The sequence below is a fragment of the Butyrivibrio sp. INlla18 genome, assembly GCF_900103635.1.
Lineage (GTDB): Bacteria > Bacillota > Clostridia > Lachnospirales > Lachnospiraceae > Butyrivibrio.
Window position 1 is genome coordinate 137059 of record NZ_FMXK01000009.1, and the last position, 15629, is coordinate 152687.

16 protein-coding genes are annotated in these 15629 nt (G+C 40.4%); 2 read left to right on the plus strand and 14 right to left on the minus strand.

Annotated features, from left to right (window positions below):
• Positions 1-17: 17 nt before the first annotated feature.
• Positions 18-1637, minus strand: a complete 1620-nt coding sequence (locus BLS24_RS07930; protein WP_091757806.1) for a mannitol dehydrogenase family protein — start codon at positions 1635-1637, stop codon at positions 18-20.
• Positions 1638-1668: 31 nt separating this feature from the next.
• A complete protein-coding gene (gene uxuA, locus BLS24_RS07935; RefSeq protein ID WP_091757807.1) occupies positions 1669-2745 on the minus strand; it encodes a mannonate dehydratase in 1077 nt (358 codons plus the stop codon).
• 145 nt (positions 2746-2890) lie between these two features.
• On the opposite strand from uxuA, the gene BLS24_RS07940 reads away from it, so the two are divergent.
• Positions 2891-3817 (plus strand): helix-turn-helix domain-containing protein, encoded by a 927-nt coding sequence (locus BLS24_RS07940; RefSeq protein WP_091757808.1) that lies wholly within the window; start codon positions 2891-2893, stop codon positions 3815-3817.
• A 37-nt stretch (positions 3818-3854) separates the two neighbouring features.
• A complete protein-coding gene (locus BLS24_RS07945) occupies positions 3855-4331 on the plus strand; it encodes a methylglyoxal synthase (protein ID WP_071176674.1) in 477 nt (158 codons plus the stop codon).
• A 63-nt stretch (positions 4332-4394) separates the two neighbouring features.
• On the opposite strand, the gene BLS24_RS07950 is transcribed toward BLS24_RS07945, so the two are convergent.
• From BLS24_RS07950 to BLS24_RS08005, 12 genes are all read right to left on the minus strand, one after another.
• Positions 4395-5111 (minus strand): DUF4097 family beta strand repeat-containing protein, encoded by a 717-nt coding sequence (locus tag BLS24_RS07950; RefSeq protein WP_091757810.1) that lies wholly within the window; start codon positions 5109-5111, stop codon positions 4395-4397.
• 11 nt (positions 5112-5122) lie between these two features.
• Positions 5123-6121, minus strand: coding sequence for a permease prefix domain 1-containing protein (locus BLS24_RS07955; RefSeq protein WP_091757812.1), 999 nt, complete (start codon positions 6119-6121; stop codon positions 5123-5125).
• A 2-nt stretch (positions 6122-6123) separates the two neighbouring features.
• The gene (locus tag BLS24_RS07960) at positions 6124-6459 is read right to left on the minus strand and encodes a PadR family transcriptional regulator (protein WP_071176677.1); all 336 of its coding nucleotides are present in this window, start codon (positions 6457-6459) and stop codon (positions 6124-6126) included.
• Between the two features lie 265 nt (positions 6460-6724).
• On the minus strand, positions 6725-7354 hold the full coding sequence (locus BLS24_RS07965) for a lactate utilization protein (RefSeq protein ID WP_091757815.1): 630 nt from the start codon (positions 7352-7354) through the stop codon (positions 6725-6727).
• A 73-nt stretch (positions 7355-7427) separates the two neighbouring features.
• Positions 7428-8297, minus strand: coding sequence for a DUF6688 domain-containing protein (locus BLS24_RS07970; protein WP_091757817.1), 870 nt, complete (start codon positions 8295-8297; stop codon positions 7428-7430).
• 129 nt (positions 8298-8426) lie between these two features.
• Positions 8427-9734 (minus strand): erythromycin esterase family protein, encoded by a 1308-nt coding sequence (locus BLS24_RS07975; protein ID WP_176764370.1) that lies wholly within the window; start codon positions 9732-9734, stop codon positions 8427-8429.
• A 1-nt stretch (position 9735) separates the two neighbouring features.
• A complete protein-coding gene (locus BLS24_RS07980; protein ID WP_091757821.1) occupies positions 9736-11739 on the minus strand; it encodes an FtsX-like permease family protein in 2004 nt (667 codons plus the stop codon).
• Complete coding sequence (locus BLS24_RS07985) at positions 11729-12499, minus strand: ABC transporter ATP-binding protein (protein ID WP_091757823.1); 771 nt, start codon at positions 12497-12499, stop codon at positions 11729-11731. Before BLS24_RS07985 ends, BLS24_RS07980 begins: the two co-directional genes overlap by 11 nt.
• Positions 12500-12634: 135 nt before the next feature.
• Entirely contained in the window at positions 12635-13561 is a 927-nt protein-coding gene (locus BLS24_RS07990) for a sensor histidine kinase (protein ID WP_242872255.1), read from the minus strand.
• Complete coding sequence (locus BLS24_RS07995; protein ID WP_091757825.1) at positions 13551-14225, minus strand: response regulator transcription factor; 675 nt, start codon at positions 14223-14225, stop codon at positions 13551-13553. Before BLS24_RS07995 ends, BLS24_RS07990 begins: the two co-directional genes overlap by 11 nt.
• 69 nt (positions 14226-14294) lie before the next feature.
• Entirely contained in the window at positions 14295-15086 is a 792-nt protein-coding gene (locus BLS24_RS08000) for a GNAT family N-acetyltransferase (protein ID WP_176764371.1), read from the minus strand.
• Positions 15087-15099: 13 nt separating this feature from the next.
• Positions 15100-15594, minus strand: a complete 495-nt coding sequence (locus BLS24_RS08005) for a GNAT family N-acetyltransferase (RefSeq protein ID WP_091757829.1) — start codon at positions 15592-15594, stop codon at positions 15100-15102.
• Positions 15595-15629 lie beyond the last annotated feature (35 nt).

Consider the following 15629-nt stretch of genomic DNA (forward strand, 5'->3'; position numbering starts at 1 on the left):
TTTACATTTTATAACATTTAATTGCAATACTTATGAAGAGTATTTCTAACTGCATCTGTACCTGCAATAAGCTCCATGAAATAGCCAAGGATCTTATCTGTAAGACCTGCTGCCTCAAGGTCTGTTCCAAAGATGCTTGCATCCTTTAAAAGTGGCATTACAAGCTCTTTTACCTTGGCTGCATCGCTCTCACCAAGCTTGATGTCCTTAACAAATCCCTGTGCCTTCTCAAGCATTGGGTCTGGGCTTGGCTCAAATGCGTTGCCCTTGTCATCAAGTCCCATAAGATAGCGAAGCCATCCAGCGTGTACAAGTGGAATGAGCTTAAGGTCGCTGACATTGAGCTTATCAGAAGCAAGATAAGCTTTGATAGTCTCACCAAATCTGATTCCAAGCTTCTGTGATGTGTCACAGGCAATTCTCTGTGGTGTATCAGGCATGAACTTGTTAGGAATTCTAACGTTAACTACTGTGTCGATGAACTCCTTAGGGCTGATAACTCCAGGATCTGTAACAACAGGAAGTCCCTCAACATAGCCAATTGTCTTAACAAGGCTTACAAGGTCCTCATCCTTCATCTCTTCTGAGATCTTGTCATAGCCAAGGAGGCATCCGTATACAGCAAGTGCTGTATGAAGAGGATTAAGGCATGTGCAAACCTTCATTCTCTCTACCTTGTCTACTGTCTCTTTGTCTGTGAAGATAACGCCAACCTTCTCAAGAGCTGGTCTTCCGTTAGGGAACTTGTCCTCGATAACGAGATATTCGCTCTCTTCAGCATTAACGAATGGTGCAACCCAAGTCTTCTTGGAAGTTACAACTGCTTCAAGCTCTTCAACACCATCACCAGCAAGAATCTCGTTTACTGAATCGTCTGGTCTAGGTGTGATCTTGTCGATCATTGACCAAGGGAATGAAACCTTGCTCTCATCCTCAATGTAGCTTACAAAGCCAGCATCTGCCTTACCGTTTTCTACCCACTTTTTAGCAAAAGCACTAACGGCGTCATGAAGCTTATCACCGTTGTGTGAGCAGTTATCTGTGCTGACCATAGCGATTGCCTTAGCACCTGCTACATATCTCTCATGTAAAAGAGCTACTACCTTACCGATATAGCTCTGAGGCTTTGCTGGTCCGTTTACAAAATCATCTGCAACTGCTGGAAGGATCTCTCCTGCTGGATTAACAAGGCTATAGCCCTTCTCTGTGATCGTAAATGTACACATCTTAAGAGAATCTGCTCTAAAGATCTCTTTTAATCTCTCAAATTCCTTGTCATCGTTTGAATCAAGGATGCAAGACTCTGCAATACTTCCGATAACGTTCTTCTCAACAGAACCATCTGCCTTAAGAGTTACCAGGATAGAAAGATTATCATGAGGACGATACATCTTTTCGATGATCTCATAATCAAATCCCTCAACTACTGTAAGTCCCTTATCATTAAGCCCTTCAGCAAGCATTCTCTGAGCGAGATTAGCCTGGAATGCTCTAAAAATGTTACCTGCACCAAAGTGTACCCACTCAGGATTAGCAACTGTCTCATTAATCATCTTGTCTCTATCAAATGTTGGAAGAGCATATCCCTTCTCTTTCCAAGAATTGTCTGTCTTTATGCTATTATCACAAAGTTTCATACTTATTCTCCTTCTTTATCTTCTTAAGATATCAGATTCCTCTCTCGTGGCTTTTCTTGATAGCTTCCCAGAGTCCGTTGATGTATGTTGCACCAAGTGCTCTGTCGTAGAGGCCATAACCTGGCATTGCAACTTCACCCCAGATCATTCTGCCGTGGTCAGGACGGATTGGTCCGTTAAAGCCTGTCTCGTAGAGAGCCTTAACGATCTCGTACATATCAAATGTTCCATCCTCTGAAAGATGGGCTGACTCCTCAAAGTTTGTAGGAGAAATGAACTTAAGGTTACGAACGTGTGCAAAGTGGATTCTGCCCTCAAGTGCTCTGATCATGTGTGGAAGATCGTTCTCAAGGCTTGTTCCATAAGAACCTGAGCAGAATGTAACACCGTTGTGTACGTCATCTACAGCCTTCATAAGCTTTAAGATGTTCTTTTCATTGTTGATGATTCTTGGAAGGCCAAATACTGACCAAGCAGGATCATCAGGATGAATAGCCATCTTGATATCATATTTGTTACAAACAGGCATGATAGCCTTAAGGAAATAAACAATGTTCTCAAAGAGCTTGTCTTCATCAACATCCTTATAGATCTCGAAGAGCTCTTTTACGTGAGCCATTCTCTCTGGCTCCCAACCTGGCATTACTGTACCGTTCATCTCACCTGAGATAGACTCAAACATCTTCTCTGGGTTGATCGCATCGATAGCTTCCTGTGTATAAGCAAGAACAGTAGAACCATCCTCTCTCTTTCTGGCAAGCTCAGATCTTGTCCAGTCAAATACAGGCATGAAGTTGTAGCATACCATGTGAATGTCTTCTTTACCAAGGTTCTCAAGTGTCTTGATGTAGTTGTCAATATGAAGGTCTCTATCTGCTGTAGCAGCCTTGATAGCATCTGATACGTTAACTGACTCGATACCTGCAATGTGCATGCCCTCAGCTTCTACTTCTCTCTTAAGAGCCTTGATCTCGTCCTGCTCCCAGAGCTCACCAGCCTGCTTGTTGTAAAGAGTTGTGATAACTCCCTTTACACCAGGAATCTGTCTGATCTGCCAAAGCTTAACAGTATCATAGTCTGTGCCATACCAGCGAAGTGTCATTTCCATAATTTTGTACTCTCCTATTAAAAATGTCCTATTGTTTGATAATTCTTTTTTTGATATACCTACAATAGTTTTTTTCGTATAAAAAGAGAATGGAATAAATTGTTTCCAAGATTGCAAAAATTGTTACTAATGGTAAGATAAACTTATGAAAAGCAAATTAAGATCATCCTTCAACACAAGACAATACATGGTTTCATCGGACTTTGAGGTGTTCTTTTATCAGGACAAAAACTTCAAGACCTTAAGTCCACATGCCCACGATTATTACGAGTGCTATCTCTTCATCGAGGGCGATGTTACTATGGAAATCTTTAATCCAAATGGAGATTCTTCTCATTATGAGATGTCACCTGGAGATCTGATGCTAGTGCCTCCGGGAATCTATCACCATGCCCTGATGCATACCTCAGATAAGGACTACAAGCGCTTTGTCTTCTGGATCAGCAAGGACTGCTGCGAGAAGCTTACGCAGGAGTCCGTAGACTACATGTATCTTATCCAGAAAGCTGAAGCCTTCAAAAGATACATCTATCACCTGACACCTGCTTCTTTCCACCTTGTTGAATCAAAGTTCCTTAGATTATTAGAAGAAATATCAGGTGACAGGTACGGAAGTGGCGCCATAAGGCATCTTTGTCTCTGCGACCTTATCCTTACCATTAACAGGATAATCTACGAAGATGACCACCAAAAGTCTGGAAGCGAGGAGCTTACTCTTTTCCAGAATATTCTGTCCTACGTTGAGACCAATCTTGAGGACACTCTTTCCCTTGATGATATAGCAAGGCAGTTCTTTGTAAGCAAGTACTACATTGCCCATCTGTTCAAGGATACACTTGGGGTCTCTCTTCATCAGTACATAATAAAAAAGCGTCTCGAAGAATGTCGAAACGCCATAACAGCCGGTTCCAGCATCACAACAACCTATGAAAAGTTTGGATTTAGGGATTACTCCAGCTTTTTTAAAGCCTTTAAAAAGGAATATGGAATGTCACCAAAAGAGTTCCAGAATTTGTCAGCATTAAAGGTTATTTCATCCAGCCAAAATATTGCAATTAAGGATACAAAATAAGATAATAGAGTAATCATATCCAATTAGGAGGCTCTTTATGTCAGACACAATCACACTTACAATTCCAAGACAAAAGAATATCGCGCTTATTGCCCATGATGGCAAAAAGGCTGAGCTTATAAAATGGTGCCAGGACAATGCAGAGACACTTAAAAAGCACTTCCTCTGCGGCACAGGAACAACAGCCAGAATGATCACAGATGCAACAGACCTTCCTGTTCGCGGCTACAACTCAGGACCACTTGGTGGTGACCAGCAGATCGGAGCCAAGATCGTAGAAGGCAAGATAGATCTTGTAGTATTCTTCTCAGATCCACTTACAGCTGCTCCTCACGATCCTGACGTTAAGGCCCTTATGAGAATTGCTCAGGTTTATGACATTCCATTTGCCAATAATAAGGCAACTGCTGATTTCCTTCTTCACTCCAGCTACATGGATGAAGAGTATGATCACGAGATCATCAACTTCAAGCAGAACATCGCTCAGAGAGCAGAAACACTTCCAAATAAATAATTCGTCAGACCAAAAAAGACTTGGGAATAATCTTCCCAAGTCTTTTAATCTATATGAACAAGATCACTTGATCTCAACATCTCCAAGGCTGCAGTTTACCATGATAGTTCCTTCGGTGCCTGTCTGAACATAGGAGCTACTGCTACTATTTTTGCCTATCTTCATGGATCCAAGGGATGCGTTAGCTGAAATTGAATACTTATCAAGGTCTTTTTCCATGTCAATCTCAACATCCCCTAAAGACGCATCAATATCAACACTCTTGGCATCGCAGCTATAGATCTTAACATTTCCAAGTGCTGCATCTATATCAATATCTTCAGAAACAAGGCGCTGAGCCTCAAAGTTTCCAAGATTATCATTTATGTGGATCTTCTTAGCATCAAGTTTTTGAAGAGTTACTTCACCGCAAGCAAGGTTCAGACTAAAATCATCAAGCTTTATGTCCTTTGGTAAAACAATAGTCATCTCGTTATTTTGATTATATTTAGCATTTTTGACTTTAGTATTAGGCTGCTTGATAGTAAGTATCTTGCTGCCCTTATCGTAAGTAACAGTAGGTTTAAGTCTCTCGGAACCATGATAGGTTATTGATGGTTCGCTCCCCTCTTCAATCTCTACATCCATAAGAGCAGCTTCAATGTTGATCTTCTGGACATCAGCGCCGTACTCATAATCTGCATCAACCTTTTTGTCATTGCCACCCATGTGCACATGATAGCCATAGGCGATCGCAGCAAGTGTCAGTACCACAAGAACTAAAGAATAGACGTGTTTCATAATATTCCTCCTTACTTCTTAAGAAAGATCTCAGTAAGTGGCTTACGTAAAATGCCTGCTATAGGCCAGATAAGCCATGTTGAACCCCAGTTAAATGATGTAAAGCTAAGGATAAGGTAAATAGCAAGTACTGTCTTCCAATAGTCCTTCATAAGGATCTCAGCAGCACGGCTAACATACTCTTTCTTTACCTTCTTGACTGGCTCGTAGTTGCCAGCAACTGTCTTGGTATCATTAAGTGAAAGGAGCTTGTCAAAAGCTGCGTCCTTAGCACCTGAGAACATGATAAAGAATACACCGATACCAGCTCCGATGAAGATAAGTGCTGGAGCAAAGCCTTCAGTAATGATGCTAAATGATGAGCCAAGAATTGTATCTAAAATGATCACTGGAAGGAAGCTGATGCTGCAAAGCACGATTCCAAGTGTTCTAAGAACAAGCTTGTAAGACTGGCTATCTTCCTTTTCTCTTGCAAGGTACTCAGCTGTTGAATAGCTGATAGTGCAGAGCTCTTTGTCCAAGAACTTCCAATCACGCATAAGGAATGATGCGATCATGAAGAGGCTGATGCCTGCTGCTATGCAGATAAAGAGTAAGATAACACCGATAAGTTCGATTGCTTCGATTCCTACTGCATCACCGATTGAACCGAAGATGATAGGTCCGATAGGTGAAAAGATGCAGAGCAGGATTCCAAGTGAATTGAAGAATCTGCGGCGTGCTGAATCAGCAATATAATTGTCACATTCATTCTGACTGATAAGTCTTCTGTCAGTTGTCTCCATCTCAGAAACCACGTTGTTGATTCCAAGGCTCTCAGAGATCTCATCAAGATTTCCAAACTCTGAAATTACAATGGCGATTGCCTCGTTCTCAGGCTTGCCCTCAGCTATCAGCTCTGTAAACTTATCTTCCATCATTGAGTAGAGCTCATCCTTTGCTTTCTTAACTTCAAGAGTATTTGGAAGATTAGCAAACATTGTCTCAAGATAATTCTTAATTGTTTCCATAATCACTGTTCTCCTCTAATAAAATGTTCGACGACTTCTTTCGTCAGGTGCCATTCCTGGCATTTTTCCTCATAATACTTTTTGCCGAGTTCTGTAATCTTGTAGTAGGTTCTCTTCTTGCCATTCTCTGCACTCTGTGAATAGGATTCAACGTATCCGTTCTTTTCCATTCTGGTGAATGCAGAATAAAGAGTTGTCTCTTTGATAATATATTTATCCTCCGAAAGTGCCCTTATCTTCTTGGATATATCATATCCATATGAAGGCTCATCAAGGAGTATAAATAATATGATCGTGTCATTGTATCCGCGAATTACATCGCTGCTGATCTCAATCATTCATGGATCACTCCCTTTCTTTATATTCAATTGATTGGTTTCAATATAATATACTTCATCTGTAGTACTACGTTTATCATACTACGTCAGTCGTACTATATCTGATGAAGTAAATATACTACGGCTGTCATAGTATGTCAATAACTTTTTCAAAAATTTTTTTACCAAATTTTGATAACGTTCAAAAGCCGCATAAAATAAGGGCTTACAGCCATCTTATTGGTTGTAAGCCCTTTGAATTTTCATTTATTTAGTTAAAAGAAATTTAGAATCCGAGGTTGTCATTTACTAAGATCACATGAATACGATCTGCATGACGTGAGAATCTTGTAATAAGGAACTGGCAGCAGATCGTGTCTGGAGATTTGCAGTTCATGCAAGAACCAGTCTTGGCACATGGAGTATTAAGTCCAAATCTCTGAGCATTTATAGGTGCTGCTACGTTTCTTGCTCTCTTCATAGCTGCGTCAACGTCAGGACAAACCTTGTTCATACCAACGATAGCAACTACATGCTTTGGTCCCTGAGCAATTGCTGATACTCTGTTAGCGTTGCCATCAATGTTGACCATTACGCCATCTTCAGTGATGGCATTGGCACTTGTAAGGAAGTAATCAGCGTCATAAGCTGCAAGCATTGCTGCTCTCTTATCCTCTGCCTTATCTCTATCGATAAAGTTATAGTTTCCGTTCTTGAGAGCATCTACAAGTCCAATCTCGTGAGCCGACATTGCGCCGCCCATAGTAACTGATGAAGACTCTGGAATGATCTCAAGAGCAATCTTAAGAGCTTCCTCCTTATTAGCTGCGTAGTAACCCTTCATGTTTCTTGACTCAATTCCTTTGATAACCTGCTGTGCCAGCAGCTGGTTACGTTTAACAATATTTTCGTTCATAGAAACCTCCTCTAAGCATGCACATTTCAAATGTTTTTATAATTATACATTCAAATTAGATAGTGCACAATCTTTATTTAGAAAAGGTCCATCCGATAGTCTCTGTGAACGCTCTTGTTATTGCATCTGATGGCTGACCAAAAGCTCCAAGTATCAGAGCTACAGCCGCAAATAAAGGAATCATTATAAGTACTGCAATGATAGGCCATGAAAGGGGAGTATTAAGCGCTTCCTCAAGAGCTGTTCCTATGCCTTCCTGATCAAGTACAGGTCTTTGTGCCATAACTATCTTCCATTCATGTATCTTTTCGATGATGACTCTCGCAGTTATCATGATCCAGCACGCAGGGAGAATGTATATATATTGAAAAAATGCTGTGGGCGCAACTTCATATGATGGCTGAAGCTGTATCGTTAGCACCATAAGAACTATATCGCCTATGTACATAGCTGACATGGCTAAGATAGCGACCATTGGTGCCATTTTTTTCATTGGAATATATTCAAGAATGATGTACCCCAAAATACTCAAGCAAAGAAATGTCACCACAGTAGGGAGAGTATCAATATTCACAGGAGAATACGGTATTGCACCAGTTCTTTCACCGGTAAAATACCAAGTCACTCCGTCAGTCAAAAACAGAATTCCCGATAATTCCAATGCTGTTCCCAAAACAAATACCAGAAGATCTATCCTTTTTTCTCCCCTTAATCCTTTGTTAAATGACTCTGTGATCAGAAAAGTCATCTCAAAGATCACGAAGCAAAGTGGTATTCCTATGAGAAATACGCAAAGCAAAAAAAGCTCCGTTTCTCTTGTCATGATCCTATACATATCTTCAAATGAAGCATAAAAGATTACATTGCCAATAGTAAAAGAAAGCATTAAAAATGTAATAATGGGTAGTCTAAAGATTTTTATCTGTTCACATTCTTTTTCCAAAGTCTCTTTTCTCCTATATAAAACAAAATGTTCATATAAATCAAAACACATAGGGAAAATTATATGTTGCAGAATAAAAAAATGCAAAAGAAAAGAGCGCCTGTATGAGGCGCCCCCTTGATTTATTTATTAATACTGAGGTACTATGGCATGTACCTGATAGTAATAGATCATGCCGTCATAGAGGTCTGCAGGTGCCATCTCTATTCTGTAAGCAGAATGGTATATATAATATAATCCTGTAAAACCTTCTCCTACAGTTCCCATAGATACAGGTGAATGTACAAGGTCATAGAGCTTTTTATCTTTTTCAGGTGAAAGAGATCCAAAATCAAGATAAAAATTTTTATCTTTCATATACTTTGCCTGATATGCGATAGGATCAGCTGTTGTGACATAATAGTCTTTTCTCTGATACTCTTCAGACACAATGCTGAGCACACTGATATTGGCCTTACCCTTAAAGAAATCTGTTCCAAGGCTGTAGTAATCATCTCCATACTTTTCCTTGAGGATTCCGCCCATAGTGACAGGCATCATAGGGCTCTGAGGTAATTTACCAATATGACCATCATGGGCAGCAAGCATTACTTTGCCGCTTCCAAGCTTCTTTTCAAGTTCAAGAATCCATGTGACATTATCAGCCATAGCCTTATCTCTATATGCATACATATCAAGGTCTTCAGCAAAAACATAGCCTACCGTTGATTCAATGTTTTCAGTTATTTTGATAGCGCAGATAGTATCAAAATCCTGCTGGGAATCATTTAAAGCTTCTACTGCTTTTCTGATCTCAGAAAGCTCAGCCCCAATCTTGGTCGCATCTTCTTCTGTTATCTTTTCTGTTCTTTCTTCATCTACAAAATAATCAAGGCTTGTCATATCAATGCCAGTAATACCACTTGCTTCCATATATTTCTTAAGGAACTCTACGCCCTTTCCAGGATTCTGCATATCAAAGCCATAGAATCTAAGGCTCTTTTCCTTTGGAACTGACAAGTTGTACTCTCTCATCCAGTCAAGGATCCTGGCCATTTCTACTGTATGATAGATTTTAAAGCTCATGTTGTTTACGATATCTCTTGCATTTCCTTCGCCGCCCTGAATGAATTCATTAGCTTCAAGGCAGTCAGCAAAGTCTGCTTCAAGAGCAAAGGCTGTAAAACCATTTTCTTCTACGAGCTTTTTAAACATCTCAAGCTTAAGTGTCTGAAACTCTGAGCTTCCGTGAGTTGCTTCGCCAACGCCCACGATCTGTACATTTTCAGGTATCTTTATATCATCAAATTTCTGTGCACTAGCCACAACCTCTTTTACCTTGTGACTAGCAAGGACTGTCTTGTAATTAAGAGCTATGACTGCTGCCAGAGACCCAACTAAAACTATTGTAAGTATGATTGCAAGAATTACCTTGCAGATTTTCTTAAGCACTTTCATTTCATGCTTCCTTTCCATAAACGATGTTGTAATACTGCCTGGATGTGATGTTATAAACAAGTGTGTATACTCCGAGGAATATAAGGCTCACAACTATGATCGCGAGATTAAAGGTAAGTGTATCCACATAGAGGATCATTCCCAAAAAGAGCCTTATGATCTTACTTGCGACTAACATATGGATGATAGCTGTTGTCACAGGTAAAAAGAACATGAGCATTACCTGACTCTTAATTGCGCCCTTAGCTTCCTTGTCGGAAAGACCTGCATTTGACAGGATCTCAAATCTCTTTTTATCTTCAAAGCCTTCTGACATCTGCTTGTAGAAGATGATCATTACTGTTGCAATGAGGAAAAGAGCTGCAAGGAATATCCCAACAAAGAAGATCCCGCCGTAGATACTGTAAAAAGAGCTTCTTTCGTCTTCCTTATAAGTTACACTGGCTTCAAATGGAGCCTTTAAGATAGTATCTTTCACTATGCCGATCTGCTCATAGCTTGTATCCTTTGGCACATTAAAGCCAACATAAACCTGCTCAAATCCAACAAGGCTTTCTGGATTCTGAGAAAGAAGCTTTTCCTTTTCTGCATTATCTGCAATAACTATTATCTCTTCATCAAAAAGAGACATTGATGGGTCGAATACTTCTTCAAGACATTTAGATGAGATCTTCTTTTTGATCTTATAATCTGAACCGTATATATTGAAATTCTCACCGGCCTTTACCTTGGCACCTGCACTGTATCTAAGGATCTCTCCGGCACCCAAAGTCTCTTTTTCTCCGGTGTAGAGATTATATTCATCAAGGGTTATGACATATAAAACTCTCATAGAAGTAAAGTCGTAGTTACCCTTTGTATAGCACTCAAAGCTTCCATCTGGAGAAACAACGCAGATATCCATGAAATATTCTCTGACAACTCTGTCAGAATCCCTTAACCCTGCCTCTTCTGCCGCTTTTGTGACAACTGCGTCATATTCATCAAGGGTAGCATCTCCATCATTTATATCACGTACTACCACATCTCTTCTAAACATAGAGTTGATATTCTGCTCACCTAGCATAAAAAGAGCTGTTGAGCAAACCAAAAGAAGAATAACTCCGGTAGATAAGATACAGATAGATGCAAGACCTGCTGCGTTGTGCTTCATTCTGTACATCAGATTTGAAACACTGATAAAATGCTTTGTTTTGTAATAGTAATTTTTGTTTTTCTTGAGCATCTTAAGTACAAAGATGCTGCCTGCAATGAAAAGAGCGTAGGTTGCGATAGTTACAAGTATCATTGCCTTAAAGAGATTTCCAAGAGCAACAAATGTATTGTCTGTAGAAAGAGCCATCTTGTAACCAACTAAAAGAGCTATGGCTCCGATGATCAAAAGAACTACCTTTACCTTGGGCTCCTTTTCACCTATGTTATCGCTCTTTAAAAGCTCTATTGGATTGCCAAGCCTTACTGTAAGAAGGTTGTGGATAAGACAAATTCCAAAAACAACTGCAAAAAAGATCACAGTAAGCATTGTTCCTCTAAGTGAAAAATCCATTCCTCTTACAAATGGCTGTTTGATGATCCTGTAGATCCAAAGAACCATGAGCTTATTCATGAATGCTCCGGCTACTACGCCTAGAACTATTGATGAAGCGCTTATTATAAGACTCTCAAGAGCCATTACTGTTGAGACGTTTTTTCTGCTAAGTCCTAAAATGCCATATAATCCAATCTCTTTTTTGTAGCCCTTCATTACGAACTGATTGCCGTAAAATAGGAAGATCACTGCAAAGATTCCAACTACAATAGAACCGATAGAAACAAACCGAACGATGTAATTGGCTCCCTTAAATGCAGCTACGCCATCTCTCATGATGTACTTGCTATCAATAAGAGATACCAATATATGAAACACCATTACTGTAAAGGCACTTGCAAGTATGTAAGGAAGCACTGCCTTTTTGTTATTCTTAAGCCCTGTAAGAGCAAGGTTTCCCAGAAGATTATGATTCACTGTCCTCTCCTCCCCTCATGAGTACTGTAACTGACTCGCAGATCTTATCAAGCATCTCGCTTCTGCTCATCTGTCCTCTGTAGATCTGGTGGAATACTTCGCCGTCTCTGATGAACATTACTCTATCTGCGTAGCTTGCAGCTACATTACTATGAGTAACCATAAGGATTGTCTGACCACTCTTGTGAATGTCTCTAAGCTGGTGCATAAGATTTGTAGCAGCCTTAGAATCAAGCGCTCCTGTAGGCTCGTCAGCAAGAAGTATCTGAGGATTTGTGATAAGCGCTCTTGCTACTGCTGTTCTCTGCTTCTGACCACCGGATACTTCATAGGGATACTTGTGTAAAAGCTGCTCAATTCCCAGCTCTTTTACCAGGGGAGCAACCTTAGCATCCATTGTCTTGTAATCTTCACCAGCAAGAACCAGCGGAAGCTTGATATTATCTTCGATAGTGAAATTATCAAGAAGGTTGAAATCCTGGAAGATGAACCCCAGATTGTTACGTCTCATGATGGCTCTCTCGCCGTCCTTAAGCGCTGAGAAATCCTTACCATCTACAAGAACCTTACCTGCTGTTGGCACATCAAGACTTGCAAGGATATTTAAAAGAGTTGTCTTACCACTTCCTGACTCACCCATGATCGCAACGAACTCGCCTCTCTCAACACTAAAGTGCACATCCTTAAGTGCTGTAACTGAATTTGTTCCCATTCTTGTCTTATATACTTTTTTAACGTGATTAACTTCTAATACTGACATCTTTCATTCCTCCGAATTTGTTTTCTATGTGATCTCATGGGCTTTCGCTCATGCTTTCGTCTCTTGACAATAACAAGGATAACAAAAAAGGAAATGCCTTGCCTTTTTAATAGCTTACATTTCCTTTTAGTAATCTTACATTTTTGTAAGGTTCCCTATATTAACTTTTTCCTTACACACTGTGATCACAACGTCTGTTCCCTTGGAGACCTCTGATTCTATGCGGATCTTGTGGCCCAGCTTGTCGCAAACTCCCTTACAAAGGTAAAGACCTATGCCACTGGCCTTCATATCCATCCTGCCGTTGTAACCTGTGTAACCTTTCTCAAATACCCTTGGAAGATCCTCACTACTTATGCCAACTCCGGTATCTCTTACGACTATCTCGGTATCAGCTGATGTTTCGCCCTCTTCTGGGATTCTGGTAAATATCTTGATACCGCCTTCCTTGGTGTACTTAAGGGCATTGGAAAGAGCCTGCTCAAGTACAAAGGATAGCCACTTCTCATCTGTAAGTATGGTGATATCTAGGTTTTCAAGTTCAACTGACAGATGCTTGTGAATGAAGATTGTGGAATACTTTTTGACTACCTGCTTTACAAGAGGCTCAAGACTTGTCTTTTCAAGCAGCATATCCCCTGACATGCCTTCAAATCTAAGGTAGTTAAGAGCCGTTTCCACATAATTCTCAATCTTAAAGAGCTCTCTTTTGCAATCTCCCATATCTGGCTCTTCGTCTGCAAGTAGGAGTTTCATGGCTGCAATTGGAGTCTTTATCTGATGAGCCCACAGGGCAAAAAAGTCTTCTTTTTCCCTGATAGCTTCCCACTTTGCGCTGTCATCATCTGTCTCTTTTACTGGCTCATTGTTACTAGAAGCCTTGATGGCACGATTATTCAATATGCATGCCACCGCTGTCACCATCAGGATAAAAGAGATTCCATAGAAGATAAAGTCTGCTGCCATGCGGTATAGCACGCATACTGCAGTAAATATCAGCAAAAGAATTGCATTACATATTATGTAAATTCTATTGTTTTCAAAAAAGCTCTTATTCCCCAACGATGTACCCCAGTCCTCTCTTAGTAGCTATGAAATCCTCTGCGCCGGCAGCTTCAAGCTTTTTGCGGATTCTGGTAACATTAACTGTAAGAGTATTGTCATCCACAAATTCATCTGCTCCCCAGAGTTTTTCCATGATGCTCTCTCTTGAAACTACTTTTCCAGCCTGCTCCATCAGAGTCTTTAATATAAGGTACTCGTTCTTGGTAAGCTCAAGCTTCTCATCCCCCACGGACGCTGATGTATCATCAAGGTTTAACTTCACGTTCTTTACTTCTAGCTCATGAACTGAGATGCTCTCGCCATAGCTCCTTCTAAGTATTGCCTGGAGCTTGGCTGTTAGCACCTGCAGGTCGAAGGGCTTGGATATAAAATCGTCTGCCCCCATGTTCATGGCCATTACGATATTCATATTCTCATCAGCTGATGACACGAATACTATAGGCACCTGGGACAGCTTCCTGATCTCTCCGCACCAGTAAAATCCGTTATAAGCAGGGAGCTTTAAGTCCATCAGAACAATATCTGGCTTAAACTCATTAAACTCTTCAATGATATTCTGAAAGTCCTGAGCCACCTTTGTCTTCATCTGCCAGGTCTCAAGGTGTTTTGAGACCTGAGTAGCTATTACTTCATCATCCTCAACAATAAATACTTTTCGCATATTTTTCTCTCTGTTACTCTGTATAGTCAATATTCATGGGCTCTGCCCACTTATACAGATTAACATTTTTTAGCCGATAGTACAAAGCTCTCCTCTTCTGATGTAGCCAATTTTCTCATAGCAGGCATTAGATGCAACGTAATCAGCATCTGTATAGAGCATTGGTGTAAGTCCCTCTGCTTCTGCAAGGCGGGATACTTTACTTACAAGATTCTCTGCGTAGTGACCACGTCTTTGCTCAGGCTTTGTATACACAAGGCTGATACATCCAAGACCATCATCTACCCTATATTTGCAGCTTGCTACATTTTCCCCTCTATCATTTTTCCAGAAAAAGATCTTGCCGCTTTCAATATCAGCCTTGGCTGACTCTCTGTAGAACGTCCTGTCTCTTTGATCAAGCTTAAGCTCATTGTGAAAAGCCTCTATGAAATCCACAAGCTCATCCTCGTCAGCTTCTGTAAGCTTGTATACGCTTCCCTTTGCTGCTATAGAAGGCTCTTTTACCTTAGGACAGTCATAGGCAAACATATTGGTCTTGACGGTGAGGTGCAAGAGTGTATCCTTTGTCTTATTTATAAAGAACTCTGCAAGCTTGTACTTGACGTTAAAACTGTGCTTGCCATCTAAAAGTCCATTTTCTGCAACTACCTTGTAGGCATTCTCAAGCTCTTTTTCTGTGATATCATCTGGAGTCCAGATCCATACAGGAAATGGGGCGCATGAGAAACATATGATAAGCCTCTCGTGGTCTGAAAGGATCAGATCACACTTACCCTTAAGTATCCTGCTCAAAACAAAGAATGTGTATCTATCGGTCTCTATTAACTTGTAATCTCTCTCATCTACGAAATTATCCATAACTGTCCTCCTTTTACTCTTTGATCCTGGTAAAGTACTGTTTATCATCCTCATGATGAATATAAGCGCCGTTCTTTTGCTGAACTTTGAGACTGGCTGGGTTATCTTTGTTTACTGACATGTATACTTCATGAATGCTCATCTGTCTAGCCTTAGCAAGGGCCATAGCTAAGCCTTTTGTAGCATAGCCTTTATTTCTGTACTTTGGAGACATGCAGTAGCCAATGTGTCCTGGGCCTTCACGTAAGAAATCATTTAGGTAGTGACGGAGGTTGAATACACCAACATAGTTTCCTTCATCTGATAAAACATAGGTTGTATCTGGAACAAAGCCCTCTGGCAAATCTTTTCCCATAGACCAGTTACGCTTTTTCTCAATCCATCCCAGAAACTGATCGTAATCATAGCCATATACGTTGTTGATATAGCCATTCTCGTTTTCAGGAAAAGTCATATAAAGCTCGTATGTCTTCCTGTAATCTGAATCCTGCACTCTAATAAGTTCCATTGTTACTCCTCCTACTTGTCACTCAATTTCTGAAA